This is a genomic window from Stieleria mannarensis (assembly GCF_014154935.1).
Lineage (GTDB): Bacteria > Planctomycetota > Planctomycetia > Pirellulales > Pirellulaceae > Stieleria > Stieleria mannarensis.
In genome coordinates, this window is sequence record NZ_JACEHH010000057.1 from 1 (window position 1) to 22,114 (window position 22,114).

A 22,114-nucleotide genomic window follows, 5' to 3' on the forward strand; every position below is an offset into this window, starting at 1 on the left:
AGGACTGGTGGGGGTCGTGATTTATGCTATCGGCTTGGTAACGGGTTTCTGGCAACCGTAGCGGAACTCGCCAAGAGTTTCGCTCCCTAGCGGAAGATACGCGTTCCCAGTGGGCCGAAACGAGAACCAAAAGTGATCCGTTTCAAACCGCTCGATCGCCTGGATGCCGAGACCGCCAAGCCCGTTTCTGCGGTTCATCTTAGCGCGGGTAAGCACCGTCAATGCCCGCCGCGACCGTCACGCAACCAGCAAGGGCCAGGATGATCGCATGCGTCCAGGTAAACGTTTTCGTACGTGCGCAATCGATGACGGTGGCGGCGGCAACGATCAGAAACATCAACGAGCAAGCCGACATGATCGACGAGCCAACCGCTGGCATCAGATCGTACAGTTTTGCATTCGTGCTCGGATCGACAAACGACGAACCGAAAAACCGTATCAACCACCCCGCGACTCCGGTCGCAGCGGACACGAGTGCGAGTCGGATGTAGAGCGGATACTGTCGCCGTTCCACCAATCGGCCCCCTCAGTCGTCAAACTCGTTTGCAACACCGTTTCTGCACCGAACCCACGGCTACCCCTCACCTTCTTAACGACGTTTGATAGATCTGCGTTCTAATGAATCGCATTCAGCTCCAGCATGAACTGCTCGACCTCACGCATCGCAGGCTGGCCCTGTTTGATTTCCAAGAGACCGGCGCGTCCTCGTGTTGGCATGATTGTCCCTGGACCACCAAATGCTTCCCAACTGTCGGCAGCAACACTCTCGGTAAGCAGATGGATGAACGAACTCGTTTCGGGCACTGGAAGCTTCACGGCAAACCGTTTTGAGGAGAGTGTCTTCTCGGCTTCATTCGAATCCATGACGATGAGCTTTTTGCCGTCCTCGACCCAAGTGCAGTCCACCTGCGAGAGCAAGAGGTCGAGCGCATCCTTGGCGGAAACGCTTTCCAGGTGAATGCTGCTTTTGTATCGAGTCTTCGACAGATCCAGTCCCACTTGAGAGAGTTTCGCCGACGGCTCGATGGGGACGTTGATCTGTTGGCTGATCGAGTCAAGGATCTCAGTGATGGGGGCGGTTTCCATGGACACGGTGACAGCGGTCAAGTCCAAGCGATGCTTGAATACATGCGGCATCGATTTGATCTTCAGTGTCTTTACAAGCTGGCGGTGGACATCGGGAGATTGTGTGATGACGTATTTGTCAACGAGGTAAGGAATTGCATTCACCGTGCCTCGGCCACCCAGATGCTCCCAGCTTTGCGGAGATACCCTTTGACTGAGTTGTTGGATGACTGCGTCGCGGTCAAAAAGAGGTCCCGCCCCGCCCCGCCCTCGTGGCGTCGGTATGCGATAGAACCTTGTGTCAGCGAAGCGTCTTTCGAGTGCTTCCTTGGAAGTCAACACGAGCGCGGTCTGAGTCGTGCACCACGACAAATCGAGGCCATTGAGCGCATCATCCAATTGGTCTTGAAGGCTTGCGTGCCCCTTGGCGAGATTCACTTGCGTCTCGGTACCAAACCCGATGCTTTCCATTGCACGGATGTCGAGGAACACAGGGATTGGTAGTAACTGCTGGAGTTCGGTGAGTCCGATTTCCGCGGACGGCAACGGAGCTCCCGTGATTGTTTTGGCGAGGGCGATGCCGGTTGCGACGGGCGTGCGTTTTGTCCGCGGAGTGCGTCCCGCCAAAAAAGCTCGATCTTGAGCGCTCAATCGTTCGATGGGCACAGAGATGTCTTTCCCATCCTTCAAACGCAGCTTCACCTCGCCGTTATCCGAACCAAGCAATTCCGCCGTCACTGAGAATTTCCCGGTGACGTCGCGCCAAACGCGAGTGCTGGGATCTTGCGCATTTGCCTGTGCGGCAGCAACAAGGAACAAAGTGATCGATGCAATGACGCAGTGTTTCGCTGCCCGAAAATGCAGGTGCCGTATTCGTGCCATTCTTTCGTCGATTGCTGGGATTCGCATGACAGGATTTTCTCGTGCTGGTGGGGGGCGGATTGTACCGTTTTCGGATCGCCACGATACTTAAAGATCAGGTAGCGCCAACGCCTCTTTAACGCCCGGCGGCAAGACACTCAAGAAGACTAGATGTTGATGAGCACTGCGCAAGCGATCTCTTGCCTCAGCTGACGTGGGACGCATCTTGCATATCCATGCACTGTGGAACGCTATTGCGAACCATTCTTCCACTTCGAGTCCTTCATCACTTTCTTCGAGTATTTCATCACAGCGTTGCTGGTGCCACGACGCTCGCGGGCGGCCAATGTGAGATCTGTAGGCAAGTGCACTGATTGGGAGATTCGCCCCCGCGATCGGTGTCGCATCCCAAATCCTCAGGGTTTCGTCTTCGCCACAAGACGCGAGTTGCCGTCCATCATGGCGAAAACGAAGACTGGTAACCGCGCCCTGATGACCTTGAAGGGTCAACAGTTCGCTTCCACCAATTCCCACGCCGGAGTCCGGGGTATCGCGATCGACTTCCCTTAGCTCCCAGAGTTTGATTGAACCATTGCGATCCGCTGAAGCGAATCGGTTGCCACCATGATCCGAGGCGATACTTGTCACCGCAGTTTTGTGCCCCGCGATTGTTTCGAGTTCACGCCCAGTCTTTGCGTCCCAAACGACCAGAGTCCCCTGATTGTCCCCGGTCAAAACAAGGTTGCCTGAAGCGTTGAAACAAACACCGGTGAATAATGTGGGTGAAGAGGAATGCAGACTCGCGATGATGGAACGCACATCAAAGGTCACCAGTTCTTTGCCGGATGAGACATCCCACAACCGCATCGAACCGTAGTTGATGGTGACTAACTCGCTGCCCGACGGGCTAAAACACATTTGGTAGACGTTGCCAGTCTTTGACCGATCCAACGCTCTCAACTTTCTGCCCGTTTGGACATCCCACACCAACAGGCCATCCTCGCCTGTTGACGCTGTCGCAATCCGAGAGCCCTGAGGACTCAATCTTACCATCACGTCGCTTTTTCGTTGGATGTCGGCTCTTCCGAGCACCGTTTCTGTATGAGTGTTCCACCACTTGACGACATAGCTGAGTCCCGGTCCGGTGTGCTCGGTGGTGGCAGCGACGCAAGTACCGTCTGAGCGATAGGCGAGGTCACGAATCTTGTAAATTTGCCCCAGCGGTTTGCGCGTTGTCTTAGGATATTCGAACTCTCGAAGATCATATTGATTGAGATCGAACTCTGTGATTGTGCTCGAGTCACTCAGAAAGGAAATTGCTTGCTTCTTGGGGCTGAAACCAAGGCAGCCGCGAACTAAATGCGGCTGAAAATCACGCGAGTACTCATTCGTCTTGAATTCGACATCGCGCATGACGACGGCTGTCTCGTCGCCGCCGACCGAGTTCCAGATCTTCAGCGTTTGGTCCTGTCCCCAAGAAAGGAGGCGGTGGCCATGCGGACTGAAGCAAACTCCATTGACCGGTCCGTCGTGGCCAGCAAGCAATCTCGGCAGCAAATGTCCGCTCTCATCCCAAATGCCGATCACTCCATCGAAGCCTCCCGCGGCGATGAACGATCCGTCTGGACTGATGGAAACCGAACGAGTCTCGCCGGACTGAATCGTTGTTCGCTCAGTCCCCGTCACCAAGTTCCACAGACTTATTCCCCTGGCTGACGAACTCGCCACGGTAGTTCCGTCTGGACTGAAAGACAGGTTCGTTGCCGCGCGGACGTCAAGAATACTTTCAACAGTGCCTTCCTCACTTGTTGCTTGTGCGTTCCACAGCTTTAGTCCATTGGAGTTTGCCAGTGCGATGTATTTTCCCTCGGGGCTGAACCCAACGTAGTGACTGTAGGCGACATTGAACAAGTCTTTCATCCCCGCGTCTTGTCCGCCGAACCTTGCGAATTCTTCCCCCGTATCGGCATTCCATATGGTGATTCCGTCGTTAATGTTGTTCGCTGCCAAGTACTTCCCATCCGGACTGAATTGGACACAGGGATTGCCTCGAAAGAACTTGCTGAGCGTCTCGATCTCAAATTGTTCTGCTTTGTCCCACTGCTCTTCAAAGCGTTCTCCGTCAGAAGAATTGAGGTTCCAGATCGAGATTACCCCGTCACCTGAAATCGAAGCAATCCGTCCTCCATCTGGGCTGCAGGAAACGCTGACACTTGCCCCCTCGCGACGAATCAGAGACTTTCCGGTGATCGCATCCCAAATGATCAATTCATTTCTCGATCCGGAAACAATTCGTTCGCCGTTGGGGCTGTAGCATGCCGACAGCACGGGGCTGGTGTGGCCGTACAGTGATACTTCACTACCTCGAAATCGCCTGTTGCAGTAGTGCCATTCGAAGTTGTCTCGGTATTCAGCGGGAATCTGATGCAACACACGTCGCGCCTCCCCGGCTCGTCCGGCATCCCAACGGGCATTGGCCAGTTGAAACTTTGCTGCGGCAGCCTCCGCTTTTGCAAGCTCCTCATTTTCATTTGCCCGATTCGCCTCCAGCCTTTTTTGCTCCGCCTCCGCGTCTGCCCGATTTCCCTGTTCGATGGCTCGGCGTTCGTTGGCTTTTGCCTGTTGATAGTTTTTGCGTGCGAGATGCCACATGGTCCCCGTGCCGGCTAACCCAGCCAACAGCAAACAAAGCATCGTACTGGCTGCTAGGTATCTCACTCGGTGTTTGCGGAAAGACTTCTGAAGCTGGTACTTGAAGCTCGGAGGCCTCGCTTCGATTGCTTCATTCTTTAGGAAACGCTGAACATCATCTGCCAAAGCCGCCGCAGTGTCGTACCTCCGATTTCTATCTTTCTCCAAGGCCTTCATTGCGATCCAGTCGAGATCGCCCTTAAGAATGACGGTCAATCGTCGTGGATCCGTTCGACGCTGCTGGGATATCCCCGTGAGGGCATCCCCGGAATCGCTCAGCCGAATGCTTGGGCGAGGAGGATCCGCTTCTCGGATCAAAGCCAAGATGCGGTCAAAGGCGTTGCAGCGGATTTCGTCCGCAGTAATCGGGGTGGAACCGGTCAAAAGTTCGTAAAGAACCACCCCCAGAGAATAGACATCCGTCCGCGTGTCAATATCCAGAGAGCTCAACTCAGCTTGCTCGGGACTCATGTAAGCAAGCGTCCCCACAATTTGGCCGTGTTGAGTGAACAGCGTTCGGTCGGTTAGTCGGGTCGCTGCGTGCATTGCTTTGGCCAAACCGAAATCAATGACTTTGACCGTCGGCTTTCCATCATCCAGCGTCACCAACACGTTCGACGGCTTGATATCCCGATGCACGATCCCTTTTGCATGAGCGTGCTGGATGGCGCGACAAGTTTGAACAAAGAGTTCCAATCGATCTTCGGGCGAAAGTTTGTTCTTGTCGCAGTGTTCCGAGATCGGGACCCCCTTGACCCACTCCATGACAAAGTACGGCCGACCGGTATTCGTAACACCGGCGTCAAACACTTTTGCAATGTGTTGATGCTCCATCATCGCAAGGGCTTGCCGCTCGGCCTCAAAACGAGCCAGAATTTCTTTCGTTGGTGTGTCGGTGTTGATGACCTTGACTGCGACGCGACGGATAACTGGTTCGGTCTGCTCGGCCAAAAAGACTTGTCCCATTCCGCCACGCCCCAGGGGCTGCAGAATCTTGTACGGACCGACACGCGTTAGAAGCTCGATTTCTTTTGAATTCGCGATGTCTTTCGACGCGAACGCCGTTTCAGGCAATTCGTCAAAGGTCGATGACCGAAGCCGCCTCCTAACGGAAGTGAATGCCTTGGCGACCACTTCTGGTTGATCTGAAAATCGAGCTTCGTATTCCACCGTCGACGGCGGTTGGTGACTCTTGAAGCGATATTCCAATTCGATGTCCAAAAGTGATCGCAGCAATTGAACTCGGTCACCCGTCTTCAACTCGGCCAACAGCGACTCAATTGGTAATGGATGGCCGTCACGCCATGATGCTTCAAAGCGATCGCACAGCTCTTCAAATTCTGAATTGCCCACGGTCAAGTCTCGGGGGAGCGTCTAAGTTCGGTGGCCGAAAGGCTTGGCGGCTTCCGCTACGGAGCGTTCGGGAGTGGCGAAAGCCTTGGCGGCTTCCGCTACGGAGCGTTCGGGGGTGGCGAAAGCCTTGGCGGCTTCCGCTACGACGACGCGGCGGGGTCTTCGCTGACAACGTTGTAGACGAATTCATCGTCCTGCATGTCGATCGCGATCTCGGCGATCGTTGAACTGGTGGCCAAACTGGACAGGACTTGCGAGGACAGTTCCGGTAGCAGGGACTTGTTCAAGATGTGATCGACGTTGCGAGCCCCGGTGTCGACTTCGGTGCAGCGGGCGCGGATGCCGTCGACGACCGCGTCGGTGTACGTGAACCGTGCACCATAGCTGTCGGCCACGCGGCGCTGGACCTTGCCAAGCTTGAGCCGCACGATCTTGCTCATCACGTCGTCGCTGAGGGGGTAGTACGGAATCACGCTGGTTCGTCCCAGGAATGCCGGTTTGAAGGTTTTGAGCAACTCGGGGAATACGGCTTCCAAAAATCCGTCGGCATCGGGCATCGTTTCATCGTCGGCGCAAAGGCTTTTGATCAGGTCGGTCCCGGCATTGGTGGTCATGATGATGACGGTGTTTTTGAAGTCGATGTCGCGCCCCTCGCCGTCTTTCATGCATCCTTTGTCAAACACCTGGTAAAAGATGTCTTGGACGCCAGGGTGAGCCTTTTCGACTTCGTCCAACAACACCACCGAATACGGTTTGCGGCGCACCGCTTCGGTCAACACGCCGCCTTCGCCATAGCCGACGTAACCGGGAGGCGATCCCATCAACAGCGAAACCTTGTGCTCCTCTTTGAATTCCGACATGTTGATCGTGGTCATGTTTTGCTCGCCGCCATACAGCAGGTTGGCCAGCGTGATCGCCGTTTCCGTCTTGCCGACGCCGCTGGTGCCGGCCAACAGGAACACGCCGATGGGCATCCGGGGGTCACGTAGTTGGGCTCGGCTGGTGCGAATGCTTTGGGCGATCCGGTCGAGGGCGTGCGACTGGCCGACGATGGATTCTTCCATCAGTTCTTTCAGATTCAGCACGGTGTTGATTTCGTTGCTGACCATCCGCCCGACGGGGATGCCTGTCCAGGCGGCGACGGTTTCCGCGATCGCACCCGAATCAACGCATGGAAATAGCAGGGGGGTTTCCCCTTGAACCTTCTTGAGTTCCTTTTCCGATGCCACCAGTTCCTTTCGCCAGGCTTGCAGCTCTTCTTCGGTCGGCGCGGCGGGTTCGTCTGCGGCCGCTTTGTCCGCTGTTTTTTCGGCGGGTTTCGCATCCTTGGCGGCGGCGTTCTTGTCCTTCGTCGCCTCCCCCGGTGACTCCTCTTTCTGTTCCGCATTCCAGCGTTCGGGAGAGTCTTTATCCAGCCGCTTGCGCAGGTCAATGATTTTGGCCAGCAGTTCCTTTTCCGTTTCCCATTGCTCATTGAGCGCGACCAGCTGTTCTTCCACCGCGGCTTTGGCTTCTTCGGCGGCCACGATGTCGTCGGCGTGATCCATCCCGGTTTGTTCTTCGCGGCGGAGGATGCGTAGTGACACGTCCAGTTGGTCGCGGCGGCGGGTGGCGTCTTCGATCGCCGGCGGCGTCGCCGATTGGCTCAATTGGATCCGAGCGCAGGCGGTGTCGAGCAGACTGACCGATTTGTCGGGCAGTTGTCGTCCGGTGATGTAGCGATTGGACAGCTTGACGGCCTCGACGACGGCGTCGTTCATGATCCGGACATGGTGGTGGTTTTCCAGCGTGTCGACCAAACCACGCATCATTTCGACCGCCGTCGGTTCGTCGGGTTCATCGACCTTGACGACTTGAAACCGTCGCGCGAGTGCGGCGTCTTTTTCAAAGTACTTTTTGTATTCCGCCCAAGTCGTCGCGGCGACGGTTCGCAATTCACCCCGAGCGAGCGCGGGCTTGAGCAGGTTGGCCGCATCGCCCTGCCCGGCCTGGCCGCCGGCGCCGATCATCGTGTGGGCTTCGTCGATGAACAGGATGATCGGTGTGGGCGATCCCTTGACTTCGTCGATCACCCCACGCAAACGATTTTCGAATTCGCCCTTCATTCCCGCACCGGCTTGTAACAGCCCGAGATCGAGGGTGCGGATGCGAACGTTGCGAATCGATTCGGGGACGTCGCCGGCGGCAACCCGCAGGGCGAATCCTTCGACGACTGCCGTTTTTCCAACACCGGCTTCACCGGTCAGAATGGGATTGTTTTGCCGCCGGCGGGTCAGGATGTCGATGATTTGGCGGATTTCGGGATCGCGTCCGAGCACCGGGTCGATCTGACCGGCTTCGGCGCGGCTGGTCAAATCGATCGTGAACTGATCCAGCGACGGTGTTTTGGTCGGGCTGGCGGACGGCTTGGCCGGGTCACCTGCTTGGCGAGGCGCGGCGGCGCCGGCCGCCATCGGGATCTGGGATTCTTCGCTGTCGGCCAGCAGCGTGCCAAAATCTTGAATGATCGCATCGCCGTTGATTTCATCGAACTCGTCCGATGCATCGCGGGCCAGCGGCCGCAGCGTCGTGGAGGTCAACAGCGCGACCAGCAGGTGTCCCGAGCGGACTTTAGCGACGCCATGATCGACCGAACCGAACAACCAGGCTTCGCGAATCAGGTCGACGACGTTGGGGGACAGTGCGGGCGGTCGACCGTTGCCGGTTTTGAATTTATCGATCGCTTTGTTCAGGTCCGCCATCAGCGTCGCGACATCGACCCCCGAAGCTTTGCAAGCGATCACAAAGTCGGACTTGTCGTTCTCGGCCAACTTGAGCAACCAGTGCTCGATTTCGATGTTGTAATTGGTTCGCGAAAGACACAGCCCCGCGGCCGCTTCGAGGGCGCCACGGCAGGTGTCGTTCAGCTTCCCGACGAGTTCTTTCAGATTGATTTGTGCCATGGTTCAGTCAAGCGTCGTAGGACAGAGAAGGAGACATCATATGTTCTAGCGTGTCGGCGCACCGTCGTGGTGAAAAACGGCGTCGTCGCTGTCGCGGGCCGGCGGTTTGCTGCACAGCCACGTGTTCCAGCCCAGGTAGGGCTTTACTTTGGTCGATTCGCCAGGTCCGGTGAACGAGGAATGCGATGGCAATTCACAGGCGGGGATTTCGTCTGCGAGCAAGATGACTTGCAGATCGAAATCGAATTCCATCCCGACATAGCTGCGGATGAATTGGCAGATCCGCACCAACGATTGGCCGGTCGGCATCAGGCTTTCGAATTGTTGCCAGGTGACCGGTCCGATCTGAATGCGAAATTTTGAACTGGGGTCCCAAGTCCGGTCGCCCATGATCGTGTCGACGCCCATTTGGCAATGGCCGTCCAAGCGTCCCAGTCGTGATCGCTCCGGCGTCGGCAGCACCAACCATTGTCCGAACAGGGACAGCACTTTGGCGGGTAATTGCAAGTAGTCGGACACCATCTCGCGCAGCGACTCCGCCGTCGGCCGATCGACGAACTGGCCGCCGTAATAGACGCAGGCATCGTCGGAGGATTCCAATCGGTCCCGCACCTGTTTGGTCCCACGTCCGACGATCGACAGCAGGGCTTCGCGGATCAGGTCCGATTCGGGGCGCCGTTCATGAATCGCGTTTTCGAAACCCGCGGGCAAAAAGTATTTTTCCCACGCGCGGTAAAAGAACGACAACTGACGATGCGAAAAGATGTCAAAGAAGTCCCGCATCGCGGTGTCTTTGTTGTGCACCCGGTCGATCACCAGCTGGGTGTAATGATTCGGCAGCGCGCCGGCCGGACCGATCAGTCCCCAAAACGCGACTTGCATTTCCCACGGTTGCTTCGTCGATTCGTCCGGCTCCTCGGCGTCGGATTGCCGGGGCTGCAGCGACACGATCTCACTGGGCGAAAACCCCAGCGACACGTCCGACCGGAACCGCACGGATTCCTCGGAAATGTTGCTGACCGTCCCCAGGCGGCCGCGGCGGGGATGCAGCCCCAGCGCCGAGTCGCGATCCATGTCCGACAGCGCACCGGCCAGCAGCAACCGCACGGCCTGAAAGAAACTGAACTCATAGGGCTCGTCGACGAGCCGCTGGTTTACAGAAATGTCTGTCTTCCGGATCGCGCCGGCCATCGGGCAACCTCTTGTTCCCTCAGGCTACTTCGTAGCGAGGTGCGGGTGAATGAATTGATCGAAGCGTACAGGGCCATGAACCGCTCGAGCACCATGCCCAACAGGTACGCACCGCCGCTGCTCAAGCGTTCTTCGTCGATCACGATCTCCAGGTCCAAACCGCGACAGAGGGTTGATCCGCCGGACGGGTTTTGGCATCGTGCCACACCGGGGCTGCACTTGACCGAGCGGATCGAATCGATGCGTTGTTGCGAGTCGCCTTTGCCGATGTAATCGTACAACCCCAGAATCTCTCGCAGAGCCGTGGCGCCTTCGTCGCCGTCAAACAGCGACACATGCCCGAGCGACAAATGGCTGATCATCCGCCAATAGGTGCCTTTTTCCAGCGGAGGACGCAACGTGACACGGGGCTGCGTGACGCATTTGGGCGGTTCCAGCGGTCCACCATGGACCAGCTGCAATTTCGGACGGCCGCCGCCAAACTCCAATCGCTGCGGCAGGTTTCGGCTGGTGCAAAGTGCCCGCACGTCCAGCACGGTCCCGTCACTTTGATCGGGCTGGAAATCCAGATCGACCAGCGACAAATACACCTCGGTCGCCAGATCCTGGGCACCGCCGCTCTGCCCCGACCGCCGCCGATGCAGATGGTAAAATCCGCGTCGCAGCCGTTGTTCGCCGGCGTGCCGGACCGAATAAAACGGGTGATAAACCTTTTCGTCGCGGTTGGAATCGATCGCCGTGACGCTGGTGATATTGTGGACTTCAAACGCGCGGGGCTGGCGGGCATCGGGGATCACGCGATACTCCGGCGCCGCGTGCGTGACCCGAATCGGTTCACAGCGTTGTTCGAACAGGTTGACCATCGGCGTGCAACCGATCCGAATCGTTTCCGGTTCGACAAACTGTTCCACCGCACCGACGTGACGTTTCATCAACACGTACAGGTGCAACGAGCCGCCGAAACCTTGAAGGTCTTCCTTTGAAATCCCGCGGATGTCGAAGAACATGAACTTCTCGGGCGCCGCAAAGTATTCCGACAACAAGCGGTACCCGTTGAACGTTCTCGGCTGTGGCGGAAAGATACATTCGTCGGCTTCGAACCCGATCGGGTGAATCGAATCGGTCGACAACCGAATCGGTTTGGGGTCGGTGGGCGAGCGGGCCAACAGGACTTCGATCGAATCGTTGTGAATCAATTCGTAAAAGTCCATCGCGGCGTGAGAGATCCCGCGGATGAAAAATCGCAGCGAAGTTATCTCCATCGTTTCGAAGGCCACGGCCTCGCGAAAACTTTGCAATTGCACGTACAAGACCGATTCGGCCTTGGGCAACAGTGGCGAAGGTGGGGACTGGAACGGTTGGCCTTTGTAGGCGGCGGTCGCCACTTTGTAGGGGAACAGCGTGACCGGATACACCGTGCGGTACTGGCAGGCACCGTCTTCGGTCGACTCGGTTTCGACGCCTTCCCCGGCGGCAATCGTGTATCCGCCGACCAGTTCCGCCTGGCGGGGATCGAGCGCGAACTGCACCACCGCAGTCGACGGGATCGGCGACAGGTAATGCGGGTACAGCACGCCCAGCATCGCGTGCGTGATCTCGGGGAAATCGTCGTCCAGTTTCAGCCGCGTCCGCGCCGACAGCAGCGCGAACGATTCGATGATCCGCGAGACATGGGGATCTTCGCTCAGGTCATCGCCCAGCCGAAGTCGGGCGGCGATCTTGGGGTGCTCCTGCGCGAACTCGGAACCGAAGCGGCGCAGGTATTGGAGTTCCTGGTTGTAATAGGGCAGCAATCGATCCGTCATCGGCGCACTCCACGCACTAAAAAGTCCCCACTGGTCGCATCCAGTTTACTGTCATAAATCACCGGTTCGGGCGCGGGGTCGACTTTCAACATCGCGTCGATTCGAAACCGCAGTGCCCGATCGGTCGGGTCGCTGGTGTCGGCCAGACGGACTTGAATGTTGATCAGACGCGGCTCGAACGTTTCGATCGACCGCAGGATCATGCGGCGCAGCGTTTCTTGTTGTTCTCGCGATCCGGTATTGATGCCCACACAGTCGGGAATGCCATAGGCGAACAGCGAACGATCCAGTTCCTTCAGGTCATCGGACCAGCTGGTGGCGCGGCAGCGTGTGTTCAACAGCGCCTGCAGATCGCGGCCCACACTCTCCTTCATCTGTTGCAACACCTGCGTCCGATTCATCGGCGCTTCGGTCCGATTGTGGGGCTCCCAATCGATCAGCCGATCGAGCACGCTGGGGATCAGTGGGCGGTCATTGGGGACACGCGACATTTACTCACCACGCCGGATCGATTGCAGTTCCAACATCGGCATGTCTTGGTCACCGACCAGCAGCATTTTTTGGCCGCGTCCGCGTACGATTCCCTGCCCCGAATCGGCCCAATCGGTGCCGCGCCCGAGTTGCAAATTCGGGTCGGTCGAGCCGTCCTCTTCCGGTTCCAGATAGATTACCGGCAGATAGACTTCGCCGTCGGGTCCCGATTCGATCGACAGGGACGCTTGTCGCCAGAGCAGATCAAAGGGACGTTTGGGCGGATGGATTTCTAAATCCAGGATCTGATTCCAGTCGACCCAAAAGTACTTGCCGGTCGTCGTGTGGACTTCCAGCACCGGGGATAACAGGTCATCCAGATCGCGAATGTCGTCGACCTGATTGTCATTGACCTGGACCGGTTGGTTCAAGTTGGCCGTTTCGACCAGTGGCTGGAGTGCGGCGGCGGCACCGGGGACGTCGCCGGATCGGTACAGGGTCAACGCTTGCAAGTGAGCTTTCAGCTTATCCGATGGCTCGCCCAGGAATTCCGGCACACGGCCTTTGTAAAAGCATTCGCGCCGGGCCAGTTCGGCACGCACCAGTTGCCGCAACAAGGCCGCGCCGATCGCCGCTTGGGCGTCTTGGTTGGACACGGTGTCGAGCTGTTTGTCGGCGCGATCCAGGTTGCCGGCGATGCAGGACAATTCGGCCAGTTGAAATCGCAGTCCCACGTCGGCCGGCTTGGATTTGACCATCGCCAGGGACGCGTCCACCGCCTCGCTCAGCCGTCCCGCTTCGTACAGCTCCATCGGAGTGGTTGCCATGGTTGAATGCCTCTGATTGACGGTGAACTAAAGTGAGGGAATTGGGTGTCGGAGATTAATCGGAGGCCGGCTGGACAGAGTCACTTTGACGTAGCTACGCTCACCAGAGCGTGGAAAACCCCGGGGATCCACCTTCTGGCGAAGGTAGCTACGTTCGACCGGCGATTCACTATGTTTCTTGTGCAATGTGGCGCTATCCAGCTACGATCGTCCGATTCGTGTCTGCAGCCGCACACTGCCGACCATTTCATCGAGTTCGTAGTGCGGCGCCAATCGCATGATACAGTAAAACGAGCCCGGTTTGCCGGGGTCGGGCTGGACCGTGATGCTGGCTTCGCGAAGCGGTTTGCGACTTTTGACATCGGCGCTCGCTTCCCGGTCGGCGGTGACATATTCGATGATCCAATCGTGCAGCAAACGTTGCAATTCTTCCGCGGTCGTGAACGATCCCATCTTGGTCCGCCCAATCACTTTGATGTAGTGGGCAAAGCGGGAGACCGTCAACATGTAGGGCAGCATCGCGCTGATTTTTGCATTGGTATTGGCGTCTGCGGTGTCATACTTCTTGGGACGCTGCAACGATTGTCCGCTGGCAAACACCGCCATCGGTGTGTCTTTGCAATCGCAGATCGGCAGCAGTCCCAAATCGCTGAGCTGCCGTTCCAGCGAATCGGTGACGGCGATTTCGGTCATCGGTCGCGGGATCACGCCGGGGGCGTCGGAGGGAAAACTGAGCGACGGTAAATCCGACACCAATCCGCCGCCTTCGAAATCTTGACGCAGCCCGCGGATGTCGGCCAGCCAACCGCTGGTCGCGAACGATCGCATCAAGACCGACGCGTAGGCGTATCCCGGATTGCCCCACAGATAGTTTTGGCCGCCGGGGCTGAAGACGTCTTCACGGAAAACAAAACGATCCACGCGGCTGCCGTCGTCCTCGTACGGCCCGCGCATCAGGATCCGCGGCAACACCATCCCGATGAAACGGGCGTCCTCGTCGTCGCGGAGCGCATTCCATTTCAGGTAATCCGGCCGCGACAGGCGCGATTCGTGATCGCGGGTGACCTGCAGCTCGGTAAAACTTTCCAGATCCAACAGCTCGGGACTGGCCGCCAGCAGCATCGGGCAAAACGAGCTGGCTGCGACACCGGAGAGTGCCCGCAGGATCGACAAGTCATCGGTCGGATGCTCAGCCGAAACCCGCGGATGGATGTCGTAGTCCCCGATCAAGACGCCGAAGGGTTCCCCACCCGGCATGCCCAGTTCTTCTTCGTAGACCTTTTTGAACAGCGCACTCTGGTCAAATTCGACGTTGCGTTCAAAGTCCTTTTCCAGTTCCTTCCAGCGCGCCGACAGCACGCGAACTTTGATCATCGGATCGCTTTCGATATCCGCACGCCGGACCAAGAATGCCAGCCCACGCCAGGACGATTCCAGTCGCTGGAACTTGGGGTGGTGCAAGATCGCGTTGATCTGGTCGTTGAGTAACCGATCGATCTCGGCGATGTCGGCGGCCAAACGCGCGAGCACGGATTGCTTGTCCCGCAGCCGTGCATCGCGGCTCCAGTGTTTGCCGAACCAGCACTCGAGTGCGTCTTCGATACCGGTCGCGGCAAGGAAGTGATCCAGCGGATCGGTGGCGGATCGGTCGTGCGGCGAGAGCGACCCTGACGCTAGCGATTCCGCGCCCGACGCATCGCCTGCCAAGACCCGCTCCAGCAGCGACTCCGCGAGCACCTCGGCAGAGAACGATCCATCGGTGCGGAACTGGGCAGGCGACATCGTGGCTTGCTCGTGGCAATGGTGGGTGGACGGCCTTCGAAGAACGCCTCTTGCGCCTCGCGGGTGCGACAGCCCTTTCGGGACGTCGCACGATTTCATTCATCGACTCGAAAAGGACGTCACAGCACGATCAGGCGTCGCGGGGAGTCCCGCGAGCGACGGCCCGGAAGGGCCGTCGTACGGGGTTAACCCAGCTTGGGAATACTGGCGACCATTCGCATGCTGGTCGTCAGTTCTTCCATCTGCAACCAGGGTCTCATCCAGGCGACCGCGTTGTAGGAGCCCGGTTTGCCCGGGATTTCCTTGACCTCGACTCTCGCTTCGGCCAACGGGTAACGTGCCCGCACGTCCGAGGGCGGATTGGGATCGCTGGTGACGTAATTGTGAATCCAACGGTCCAACCAGGCTTCGCAGTCGCTGGCTTCCATGAACGATCCGATCTTGTCTCGACCGAGGACCTTCAAGTAGTGCGAGAACCGGCTGGTCGCCATGATGTAGGGCAATCGAGCACTGATCGCGGCGTTGGCGGTCGCTTCGGGGCGATCGTACAACTTAGGCTTCTGGGTCGTTTGGGCGCCGAAGAAGACCGAGTAGTCGGTGTTCTTGAAGTGACACAGGGGCAGGAAGCCGAGATCGCTGAGTTCTTTTTCGCGTCGGTCGGTGATCGCGATTTCGGTCGGGCACTTCAAGTCCATGTCGCCGTCATCGGCTTTGAAGATGTACGACGGCAAGCCTTCGACCTTGCCGCCGTTTTCGACGCCGCGGATCGTCGTGCAGAAACCGGTTTTGGCGAAGGCGTCGGTCAATTTCGCGCCCATGACATAGGCCGTGTTCATCCAGCAGAACTCGTTGTGCTGGACATGGATGGATTCACCCTTCTTGCCGACCGGCACTTCCTCGTACGCAAATTCGTCGATGGTTTTGGTGTTGGCACCGTAGGGCAGTCGGGCCAGTGTTCGCGGCATCGTCAACACGCAGAAGCGGCTGTCTTCGCTTTCGCGGAAGCTTTTCCATTTGGTGTATTCGGCCGACTCGAAGATCCGCGCCAGATCGCGTGGCTTGGACAGCTCGGTCCACTCATCGAAGCCGAACAATTGCGGCGCGGTGGCGCTGATGAACGGACAGAACGCCGACGCGGCGACGCCGCTGATGTTGGTCAGCAGATCGACGTCTTCGGGGTGGTTGGTGAATTCGTAATCGCCGATCAAGGCGCCGTAGGGTGCGCCGCCGGGGGTGCCGAATTCGTCTTCGTAAAGTTTCTTGAACAGCTGGCTTTGGTCGAATTCAACGGCGCGGTCCATGTCCTTGAACAGTTCGCGTTTGCCGCAGTTGAGCACGCGGATTTTGAGCGATTCCCCGGTTTCGCTGTTCATCACCAAGTGGTGCAGTCCGCGCCAGGAGCCTTCCAGTTTTTGGAATTTTTCGTGGTGCATGATGGCGGCGAGCTGGGTGCTCATTTTGGCATCGATGCCGGCGATCGCGGCGTTGATCGATCGCATCACGTCCTTGTCAAACGTGACGGTCCCCTTCAGGGCTTCTTCGGTCAGCGTTTTGATCAGTTCTTCGGCGCGCGAACGCTCGGTTTTCTTGGTCGCCGCGATGGCGGTTTCCAACAGACTGGCACTCTCTTCGGTTTCGGTCGTTGCCTGCTGTTCAGCTTGGCCTTCAGTTTCACCGGCACTCATGGCAAGTTGACTCCTCAGATCAGGGGATGGATTCGGAATGGGTTGAACGACGATTGTGGCGGTTTCTATTCGGCCGCCGGCTCGTCGGCCTCGACGCCAAGCTCGCCGGAAAGCTGTTTCAATTGATCGCTGTTTTTGAGGACTTGCTCCAGCACGTTTTCCAGATCGTCGCTGCGATCAATTTTGGTGGCCAAGTCGCGTAGCTTGTCGCGGGTCTCCATCAACTTCTTCAGCGGATCAACTTTGTCGACGATGTTCGCCGGTTCGAAATCGTCCATCGATTTGAAGTCCAGGTTGACCGACATTTCGCTGCCATCGCCGGCCAGCGTGTTTTCGACACGCATGTTCAATCCCGGTGTCATCCGTTGCAGCACGTCGTTGAAGTTGTCGCGGTCGATCTGGATGAACTTACGATCCTTCAGCGGCTTCAGCTTGGCCGTCGGGTCACCCGAAAAATCGCCCATCACGCCGACCACAAAGGGCAACTCTTTGACGACCTGTGCACCTTCGGTTTCCACCTCGTAGGTGATGTGAACACGAGGCTTGCGGACACGGTTCAACTTTTGTTGTTGGCTTTCGGCCATCTCATCATCTCCAGACGCGCGATTGGTGAGCTCGAGCACGAGCCCCGGTATCATTCGGTTTTAAGTCACCGGTCCCCCCCAGGCAAGCTTCCCCAGCCGACCGGGTGACAAGAAACCAGTGAAAAACGGTTTCAGTCCTCATCGTATTCATCGTCCTTGACCGGAATCCCCGTCCGCTCGGACAGGTTCCTAAGAACATCTGAGTCTTGGATTAATCTTTGCAACAAAGTGGGCAAGTCCATCCGTCCGAATTCGACGGTTTGTTGCAACATGTAACTGACCGGCGAATGCGGCTCGGTCTTGCGGAAGAACTCGCTGGCCTTCATCAACATCCGAAACGCATCCTCGCGATTGTTGACCTGGGCCTGAGCCAAGTCGACTTGCGGTGCGGCATTGGGGGCCAACCCTGTTGCCGACGTCTCCGCGTCGCCTTCGCCGCCGGCATCGGAATCGCCGGACAACAGGTTTCGCGTCAGGTTTGAAAACGCCTGCTGAATCGATTCCAACGTGCGGCGGATTTGGCTGCTCGGCGGCGTGTGGTCCTCTTCGTCACCTTCGACGCGGCACTTGTCTTCCAGCGTCGCCGTCATTTCCTTGAACGCCGCGATCGCCTCGGCGATGTCTTCCTCTTGTTGCCGCAATTGGTCCAGGTCGATCTGGCGGACCGCGTTGTCGAAGTCCGATTCGGTGACTTCGCCGCCACCGCCGCCGGTGGTCGCTTCGCGATAGGCGGCAAAGGTCAGCGCGCCGAATCCGGGCAGCAGCGGGATTTCCTCCAGCGGCGCGATCAAGGTCCCCGCCCCCTCCAGTCCGTTCAGGCTGGTGATCTGGGAAACGGTGTCCAGATACCCGTCCTCTTCATCGTGCGGCGGGTAAATCCCCTCCCAATACGATTCGCAAATCTGGTTGACCAATCGAAACCCGTCTCGCGCGCCGGCGTAGCCGTTGCGTCGCGTGTTGGCTTCGATCAACCACGAGGCGACCCACAGGTCCTTGGAATGGTTGGCGATGATGTCGATGCATTGGTCCAGCACCACTCGCCAATCCGGCGCACTGGGGACCTCGACCCCCTGGCCTTGTTCCTGCAACGCCGCCAGTTCGTCTTCGTCGTACATCGCGAATTCGCGAATCTTGCGTTCTGCATTGACCGCTTCGGCCCGGGCGTCCTTGGCGCGCTGAAACCGCTCGAAATCCCTGCGACGCAAGTGCTGGCCGCTGGGCGAATCATCTGAAATCGGGGCGATCAGCTGATCAAAATCGAGTGTCGGTTCGGATGCCATGATGAACTTTCGATGCCGTAACGGTGAGGGTTTCTACTCGGTTAGCGGAGAACACAGTCAATCGTTACCAGTGCGGCGAAGACTTTGTGCCATTTGGTCCAAACTTTTCGCGTGGATACGACTCGCCCAACTCTTGCTGATCCCAACGCGGTCGGCGGCTTCGGTCAGTGAAAAACCTTCGAAATAGATCGTCGAGATCAATCGTTTTGCGTCATTGGGCAGCTCGTCGACCAATTTGCGTAGCGTTGTTTGCATTTCGCGGTTTGCAACGACCTTGCTGGGGATCTCGTGCTGATCGGGCGCCTGGGCCAAAAGGTTCGTTTCGGAATCCTCGTCTCCGCTGGCCAGATAGACGATCGCCAGCCGCTCGGCCATCTTGCCCAACCAATCGGCATCTTCGGTGGGGCTGGAGTTTTCGCCACCGCCGTTGCCCGCCGACGATTCGCCCCGCAACACGTCCTCGGCCATGTCGCGAAATCGCATCCGCCGCAACCGCGCACGGCTGGTCCAATTCATCTTCGACACCCCGTCGTAGATCGCCCCCCGCACCCGGTAGTAGGCGAACGTGGTGAAGCGGGTGCCGCAGTCGGGATCGAATTTTTGGGCCGCTTCGGCCAACCCCAGCTGCCCGTAGGCGATCAGGTCATCCAGGTCCATCGGGATCGGCAGCGAGCGATGCACTCGCATCGCCAGCGAATGCACCAAGCCCTGGGCTTCGTTGATCAAATCGGCCGGCGATTCGGCACCACCGGGTGATTCATCGCTGGACGGGGCATTCTCACCGGACGGGGCATTCACGATTCCGCTCCCAAAGAGTTCCAAAGCCGCTCGATTCGGCGACGACTGTGCTCGTGGGACCATAATGCCCCGCCGACTTCGTCATACAACTCTGCCGGCAAATGGCGTGCCCGTGCCCCCAGGCGATGCTTCAACACCGCCTTGGCAATCAGGACAAATAGCCCTGGATCAATCGCATGGTCTTGATGCCGACGGTGAAACTTGCGGAGCGCGTCGAGCAGCTGCCGCGAATCCTCTTGGCTCCGCACCAGCGTCTCACCCAACACCTCTTGCAGCAGTCGCTGATTCTGGCTGGGCGTCTGGCTGGGCGTCTGCCGCTGTTGGCCACCCTGCGCGCCGCGCGATGCGTCGTCGTCGTCGCGGTAACGCGTGTAGGTTCCGCGCGACGGTGAGGGCTGGGCTGACATCGGACGCTCGTTTCACTCTGCGTTAAAGTACCAGATCAAAAGTCCCACGATCGTCGCGACCAAGGCTCCGTTGACGACCATCAAGATGCGAACGCCGGTCTGCATCCGATCTTCTTCGGCCAACGCTTCGCTGCCCCATTCCAATTCTTCTTCTTCGTTGGTCGCTTTTTTGAACACGCTGGCCAGGAACGCTTGGCGATCGGGCATCGCGCCACTGGCGACGAAATAGCAACCGCTAAACAACAACGGTTCGCCGTCACTCAGGTGTGGGCCGGCGGCGTTGATCGCGTAAGCCGACTTGATCAAATGCGCCAGCCGCGGTTGGAACGTCGACCGAATTCGGCACAGCAGCGAATACAAGTGTCGGTTCCCCGGCTTGCTCAGCCCGTCGCCTTCGCGAAACAACAAGTACGACCAGTCTTCGAACGCCCCGCAGGCATGTTTGACCACGGCGTCCAACTGCGGAGCGGTCGGCAAATTCCACAACCCGTAACCTTTGCCGAACCGCTGCACCGACGAGCGTTCCGCACCGACGCGTCGAACCAGTTCGCGGAATCCGGTTTCCAGTTCCATCGAGTCGACCACGTGGGTCACGCTGCAACGCACCCGCAGCGCCCCGCGCAGGCAGGCCAGGTCGGCTTTGAGTGCAATCAGGATTTGGTTGACCATGTCTTGCGAGCCGTCGGCCAAAAAACGGAACGGGGTGGAAACGATCACGCCGTTGATCGGGCACAGCGGGTCACGCAAGCGACGAAACAGCCGACACAGGTACGCCAACCGCGCCGTCGCCATGCTGGCATCGCTGGGGGTCAGAATCGCGCTGGCGATGCCACCGCCCTGCGGCTGCATCGGATTTTTGATCCCACCGGAAACATCGCCGACCATCATCGTCCCACGCATGTCCGCGCCCTGATTCTGCGGGGGGACGGGAATGTTCAGCCCGGCAATGGTATTTCGGACATCGGCCGAATAAGCCGACGCATTGCCGCCGGCCGGGGGCATCGGCGGACGCATCGCCGCGGCCGGGGTTTGCCCCATCGAACTGACATCCATCGTGCGATCGGCCTGGAACGGCTGCGGCGCACCGGGCATCTGCCCCGGCACGATCGTCGAATCCCGCGGCGAACCGAGCAGCTTGCTCAGCTGGCAGCACTCGGTGCAGACCACATAAATCGCTTGCTGGTTGGCGAACACATGGATCGGCGCCGGCCCCAGCGGGGCACGCACCGGGAACTGGGTGTTGGACGTCGCCATGAATGCATTGACCGATTCGACCGTCCCCGGGCCGGCGATCAAAAAGATCGGCGTCTCGGAGGGATCGATCGATTGCTCCTCCATCGCCGCCAGTGCCGTCTCCCAGGCGCGGTCGATGTCGGGGAACGCCGACGGTTCGCCTTCCAACCACAACTTGAGGGCAAACCAAACGACGACCGGGATCGCCACGACCAGGGCAAAGATCGCCGGCAGTTCACGCCAGTAGAAGCTGGCCTTCTGTTCGGTCTGGTCGGTATAAAAACGAATGATCGCCCAAACGATGGCGACGATCAGCAAGCCGAAGAACAGCAGCCATGCGGCCCGCGCCTGCAGCGACAGTCCCAAAATGCGTTTGGGCGAACTGATGACGCTGCTGGGAATCCGCGCCAACAGGCGAAACGGGTACAAGACCGCGTCGACAAAACTACGTATCGCGCTGCCCATCTTTATCGACTCCCCACAATGATCATGGCCACACCAACATTTTTCCGATCCCCACGGCGACCGCGGCCAGCAACACGCAACAGATCACCGAGCTGATCAACAGGTACTTTCCCTCCAGCGGCGGTGCGCCTTGGCCGGGACGACCTTGTTCGAGGATCGGCGGACGGCCCTGTCCCAATTGAATCGCCATCCCGGTCCGCCGGGCCCATTCCTCCAACGACGCCGGCACGCCGAAGTGTTCGTGTTGGGCGGTCGCCTCGGGGTCTGCGTAAAGCCCGCGGAACCCCAGCACGACGCAGACGTAAAACACTTCCAACGCGTCCTTCTGCGGCAACTCCGTCGCCTTTTGACTCTGTTCGTAAAACTTGGAAAACGCGCTCGTGCTTTTGAAGATCTGGAACTCCAACCGGTTCTGTTCCCACCAATTGCTGCCGTCCCAAGCCGCTTCGATCAACAAATCATCGACCCAGGCGACCAGGGCGTATTTGGCTAGCTCCCAATCAGGGCGACGGCCGAGCATATTTTCGGCGTTGTCCAACAACCCTCGGATCTTCGCGCTGATGTCCTCCGGGCTGGGGCTCTTGTTCGCCTCGATTTCATCCACGACGGACGAAACGTACATGAAGACGGGGTCGACGGCGGCGGCGAATTCAGGCGACATAGAGGAAAAGGGT

At 58.4% G+C, this 22,114-nt stretch carries 16 protein-coding genes; all 16 read right to left on the reverse strand.

Going from position 1 to position 22,114, the window contains the following annotated elements; all coding sequences use genetic code 11:
• Positions 1 to 199 precede the first annotated feature (199 nt).
• The 16 genes from H1B37_RS27555 to H1B37_RS27630 all read right to left on the reverse strand — a co-directional run bounded on the left by H1B37_RS27555 (position 200) and on the right by H1B37_RS27630 (position 22,101).
• Complete coding sequence (locus H1B37_RS27555) at positions 200 to 514, reverse strand: hypothetical protein (RefSeq protein WP_182870504.1); 315 nt, start codon at positions 512 to 514, stop codon at positions 200 to 202.
• Positions 515 to 615: 101 nt separating this feature from the next.
• The gene (locus tag H1B37_RS27560) at positions 616 to 1,974 is read right to left on the reverse strand and encodes an SHD1 domain-containing protein (protein WP_182870505.1); all 1,359 of its coding nucleotides are present in this window, start codon (positions 1,972 to 1,974) and stop codon (positions 616 to 618) included.
• A gap of 60 nt (positions 1,975 to 2,034) precedes the next feature.
• On the reverse strand, positions 2,035 to 5,970 hold the full coding sequence (locus H1B37_RS27565; protein WP_182870506.1) for a protein kinase domain-containing protein: 3,936 nt from the start codon (positions 5,968 to 5,970) through the stop codon (positions 2,035 to 2,037).
• A 140-nt stretch (positions 5,971 to 6,110) separates the two neighbouring features.
• A complete protein-coding gene (gene tssH / locus H1B37_RS27570; protein ID WP_182870507.1) occupies positions 6,111 to 8,912 on the reverse strand; it encodes a type VI secretion system ATPase TssH in 2,802 nt (933 codons plus the stop codon).
• Positions 8,913 to 8,957: 45 nt separating this feature from the next.
• Complete coding sequence (tssG, locus tag H1B37_RS27575) at positions 8,958 to 10,103, reverse strand: type VI secretion system baseplate subunit TssG (protein ID WP_182870508.1); 1,146 nt, start codon at positions 10,101 to 10,103, stop codon at positions 8,958 to 8,960.
• Positions 10,067 to 11,908: a type VI secretion system baseplate subunit TssF gene (tssF, locus tag H1B37_RS27580; RefSeq protein ID WP_182870509.1), complete on the reverse strand. Its 1,842-nt coding sequence runs from the start codon at positions 11,906 to 11,908 to the stop codon at positions 10,067 to 10,069. The genes tssG and tssF overlap by 37 nt, the downstream gene beginning before the upstream one ends.
• Positions 11,905 to 12,399 (reverse strand): type VI secretion system baseplate subunit TssE, encoded by a 495-nt coding sequence (gene tssE / locus H1B37_RS27585; protein WP_182870510.1) that lies wholly within the window; start codon positions 12,397 to 12,399, stop codon positions 11,905 to 11,907. The genes tssF and tssE overlap by 4 nt, the downstream gene beginning before the upstream one ends.
• The gene (locus tag H1B37_RS27590) at positions 12,400 to 13,206 is read right to left on the reverse strand and encodes a type VI secretion system accessory protein TagJ (RefSeq protein WP_182870511.1); all 807 of its coding nucleotides are present in this window, start codon (positions 13,204 to 13,206) and stop codon (positions 12,400 to 12,402) included.
• Between the two features lie 201 nt (positions 13,207 to 13,407).
• Entirely contained in the window at positions 13,408 to 14,988 is a 1,581-nt protein-coding gene (gene tssC, locus H1B37_RS27595; RefSeq protein ID WP_182870512.1) for a type VI secretion system contractile sheath large subunit, read from the reverse strand.
• Positions 14,989 to 15,173: 185 nt separating this feature from the next.
• Entirely contained in the window at positions 15,174 to 16,673 is a 1,500-nt protein-coding gene (tssC, locus tag H1B37_RS27600) for a type VI secretion system contractile sheath large subunit (protein ID WP_182870513.1), read from the reverse strand.
• A gap of 65 nt (positions 16,674 to 16,738) precedes the next feature.
• The gene (tssB, locus tag H1B37_RS27605; RefSeq protein ID WP_182870514.1) at positions 16,739 to 17,257 is read right to left on the reverse strand and encodes a type VI secretion system contractile sheath small subunit; all 519 of its coding nucleotides are present in this window, start codon (positions 17,255 to 17,257) and stop codon (positions 16,739 to 16,741) included.
• A gap of 131 nt (positions 17,258 to 17,388) precedes the next feature.
• Positions 17,389 to 18,537, reverse strand: a complete 1,149-nt coding sequence (tssA, locus tag H1B37_RS27610) for a type VI secretion system protein TssA (RefSeq protein WP_182870515.1) — start codon at positions 18,535 to 18,537, stop codon at positions 17,389 to 17,391.
• Positions 18,538 to 18,594: 57 nt separating this feature from the next.
• Positions 18,595 to 19,335 (reverse strand): sigma-70 family RNA polymerase sigma factor, encoded by a 741-nt coding sequence (locus H1B37_RS27615; protein WP_182870516.1) that lies wholly within the window; start codon positions 19,333 to 19,335, stop codon positions 18,595 to 18,597.
• Positions 19,332 to 19,742 carry a hypothetical protein gene (locus H1B37_RS27620; RefSeq protein WP_182870517.1) on the reverse strand — a complete coding sequence of 137 codons (411 nt, stop codon included), beginning with the start codon at positions 19,740 to 19,742 and terminating at the stop codon, positions 19,332 to 19,334. The genes H1B37_RS27615 and H1B37_RS27620 overlap by 4 nt, the downstream gene beginning before the upstream one ends.
• 12 nt (positions 19,743 to 19,754) lie before the next feature.
• Positions 19,755 to 21,440, reverse strand: a complete 1,686-nt coding sequence (locus H1B37_RS27625) for a type VI secretion protein IcmF/TssM N-terminal domain-containing protein (RefSeq protein WP_182870518.1) — start codon at positions 21,438 to 21,440, stop codon at positions 19,755 to 19,757.
• A 22-nt stretch (positions 21,441 to 21,462) separates the two neighbouring features.
• Positions 21,463 to 22,101 carry a DotU family type IV/VI secretion system protein gene (locus tag H1B37_RS27630; RefSeq protein ID WP_182870519.1) on the reverse strand — a complete coding sequence of 213 codons (639 nt, stop codon included), beginning with the start codon at positions 22,099 to 22,101 and terminating at the stop codon, positions 21,463 to 21,465.
• Positions 22,102 to 22,114 lie beyond the last annotated feature (13 nt).

Bases quoted from the DNA above. Each gene is read 5' to 3' on its own strand.
- tssA (WP_182870515.1), bottom strand. From the start codon at position 18,537: ATGGCATCCGAACCGACACTCGATTTTGATCAGCTGATCGCCCCGATT.
- H1B37_RS27590 (WP_182870511.1), bottom strand. From the start codon at position 13,206: ATGGCAACCACTCCGATGGAGCTGTACGAAGCGGGACGGCTGAGCGAG.
- H1B37_RS27630 (WP_182870519.1), bottom strand. From the start codon at position 22,101: ATGTCGCCTGAATTCGCCGCCGCCGTCGACCCCGTCTTCATGTACGTT.
- tssE (WP_182870510.1), bottom strand. From the start codon at position 12,399: ATGTCGCGTGTCCCCAATGACCGCCCACTGATCCCCAGCGTGCTCGAT.
- tssC (WP_182870513.1), bottom strand. From the start codon at position 16,673: ATGAGTGCCGGTGAAACTGAAGGCCAAGCTGAACAGCAGGCAACGACC.
- H1B37_RS27560 (WP_182870505.1), bottom strand. From the start codon at position 1,974: ATGCGAATCCCAGCAATCGACGAAAGAATGGCACGAATACGGCACCTG.
- tssC (WP_182870512.1), bottom strand. From the start codon at position 14,988: ATGTCGCCTGCCCAGTTCCGCACCGATGGATCGTTCTCTGCCGAGGTG.
- tssH (WP_182870507.1), bottom strand. From the start codon at position 8,912: ATGGCACAAATCAATCTGAAAGAACTCGTCGGGAAGCTGAACGACACC.
- tssG (WP_182870508.1), bottom strand. From the start codon at position 10,103: ATGGCCGGCGCGATCCGGAAGACAGACATTTCTGTAAACCAGCGGCTC.
- H1B37_RS27620 (WP_182870517.1), bottom strand. From the start codon at position 19,742: ATGTCAGCCCAGCCCTCACCGTCGCGCGGAACCTACACGCGTTACCGC.
- tssF (WP_182870509.1), bottom strand. From the start codon at position 11,908: ATGACGGATCGATTGCTGCCCTATTACAACCAGGAACTCCAATACCTG.
- tssB (WP_182870514.1), bottom strand. From the start codon at position 17,257: ATGGCCGAAAGCCAACAACAAAAGTTGAACCGTGTCCGCAAGCCTCGT.
- H1B37_RS27625 (WP_182870518.1), bottom strand. From the start codon at position 21,440: ATGGGCAGCGCGATACGTAGTTTTGTCGACGCGGTCTTGTACCCGTTT.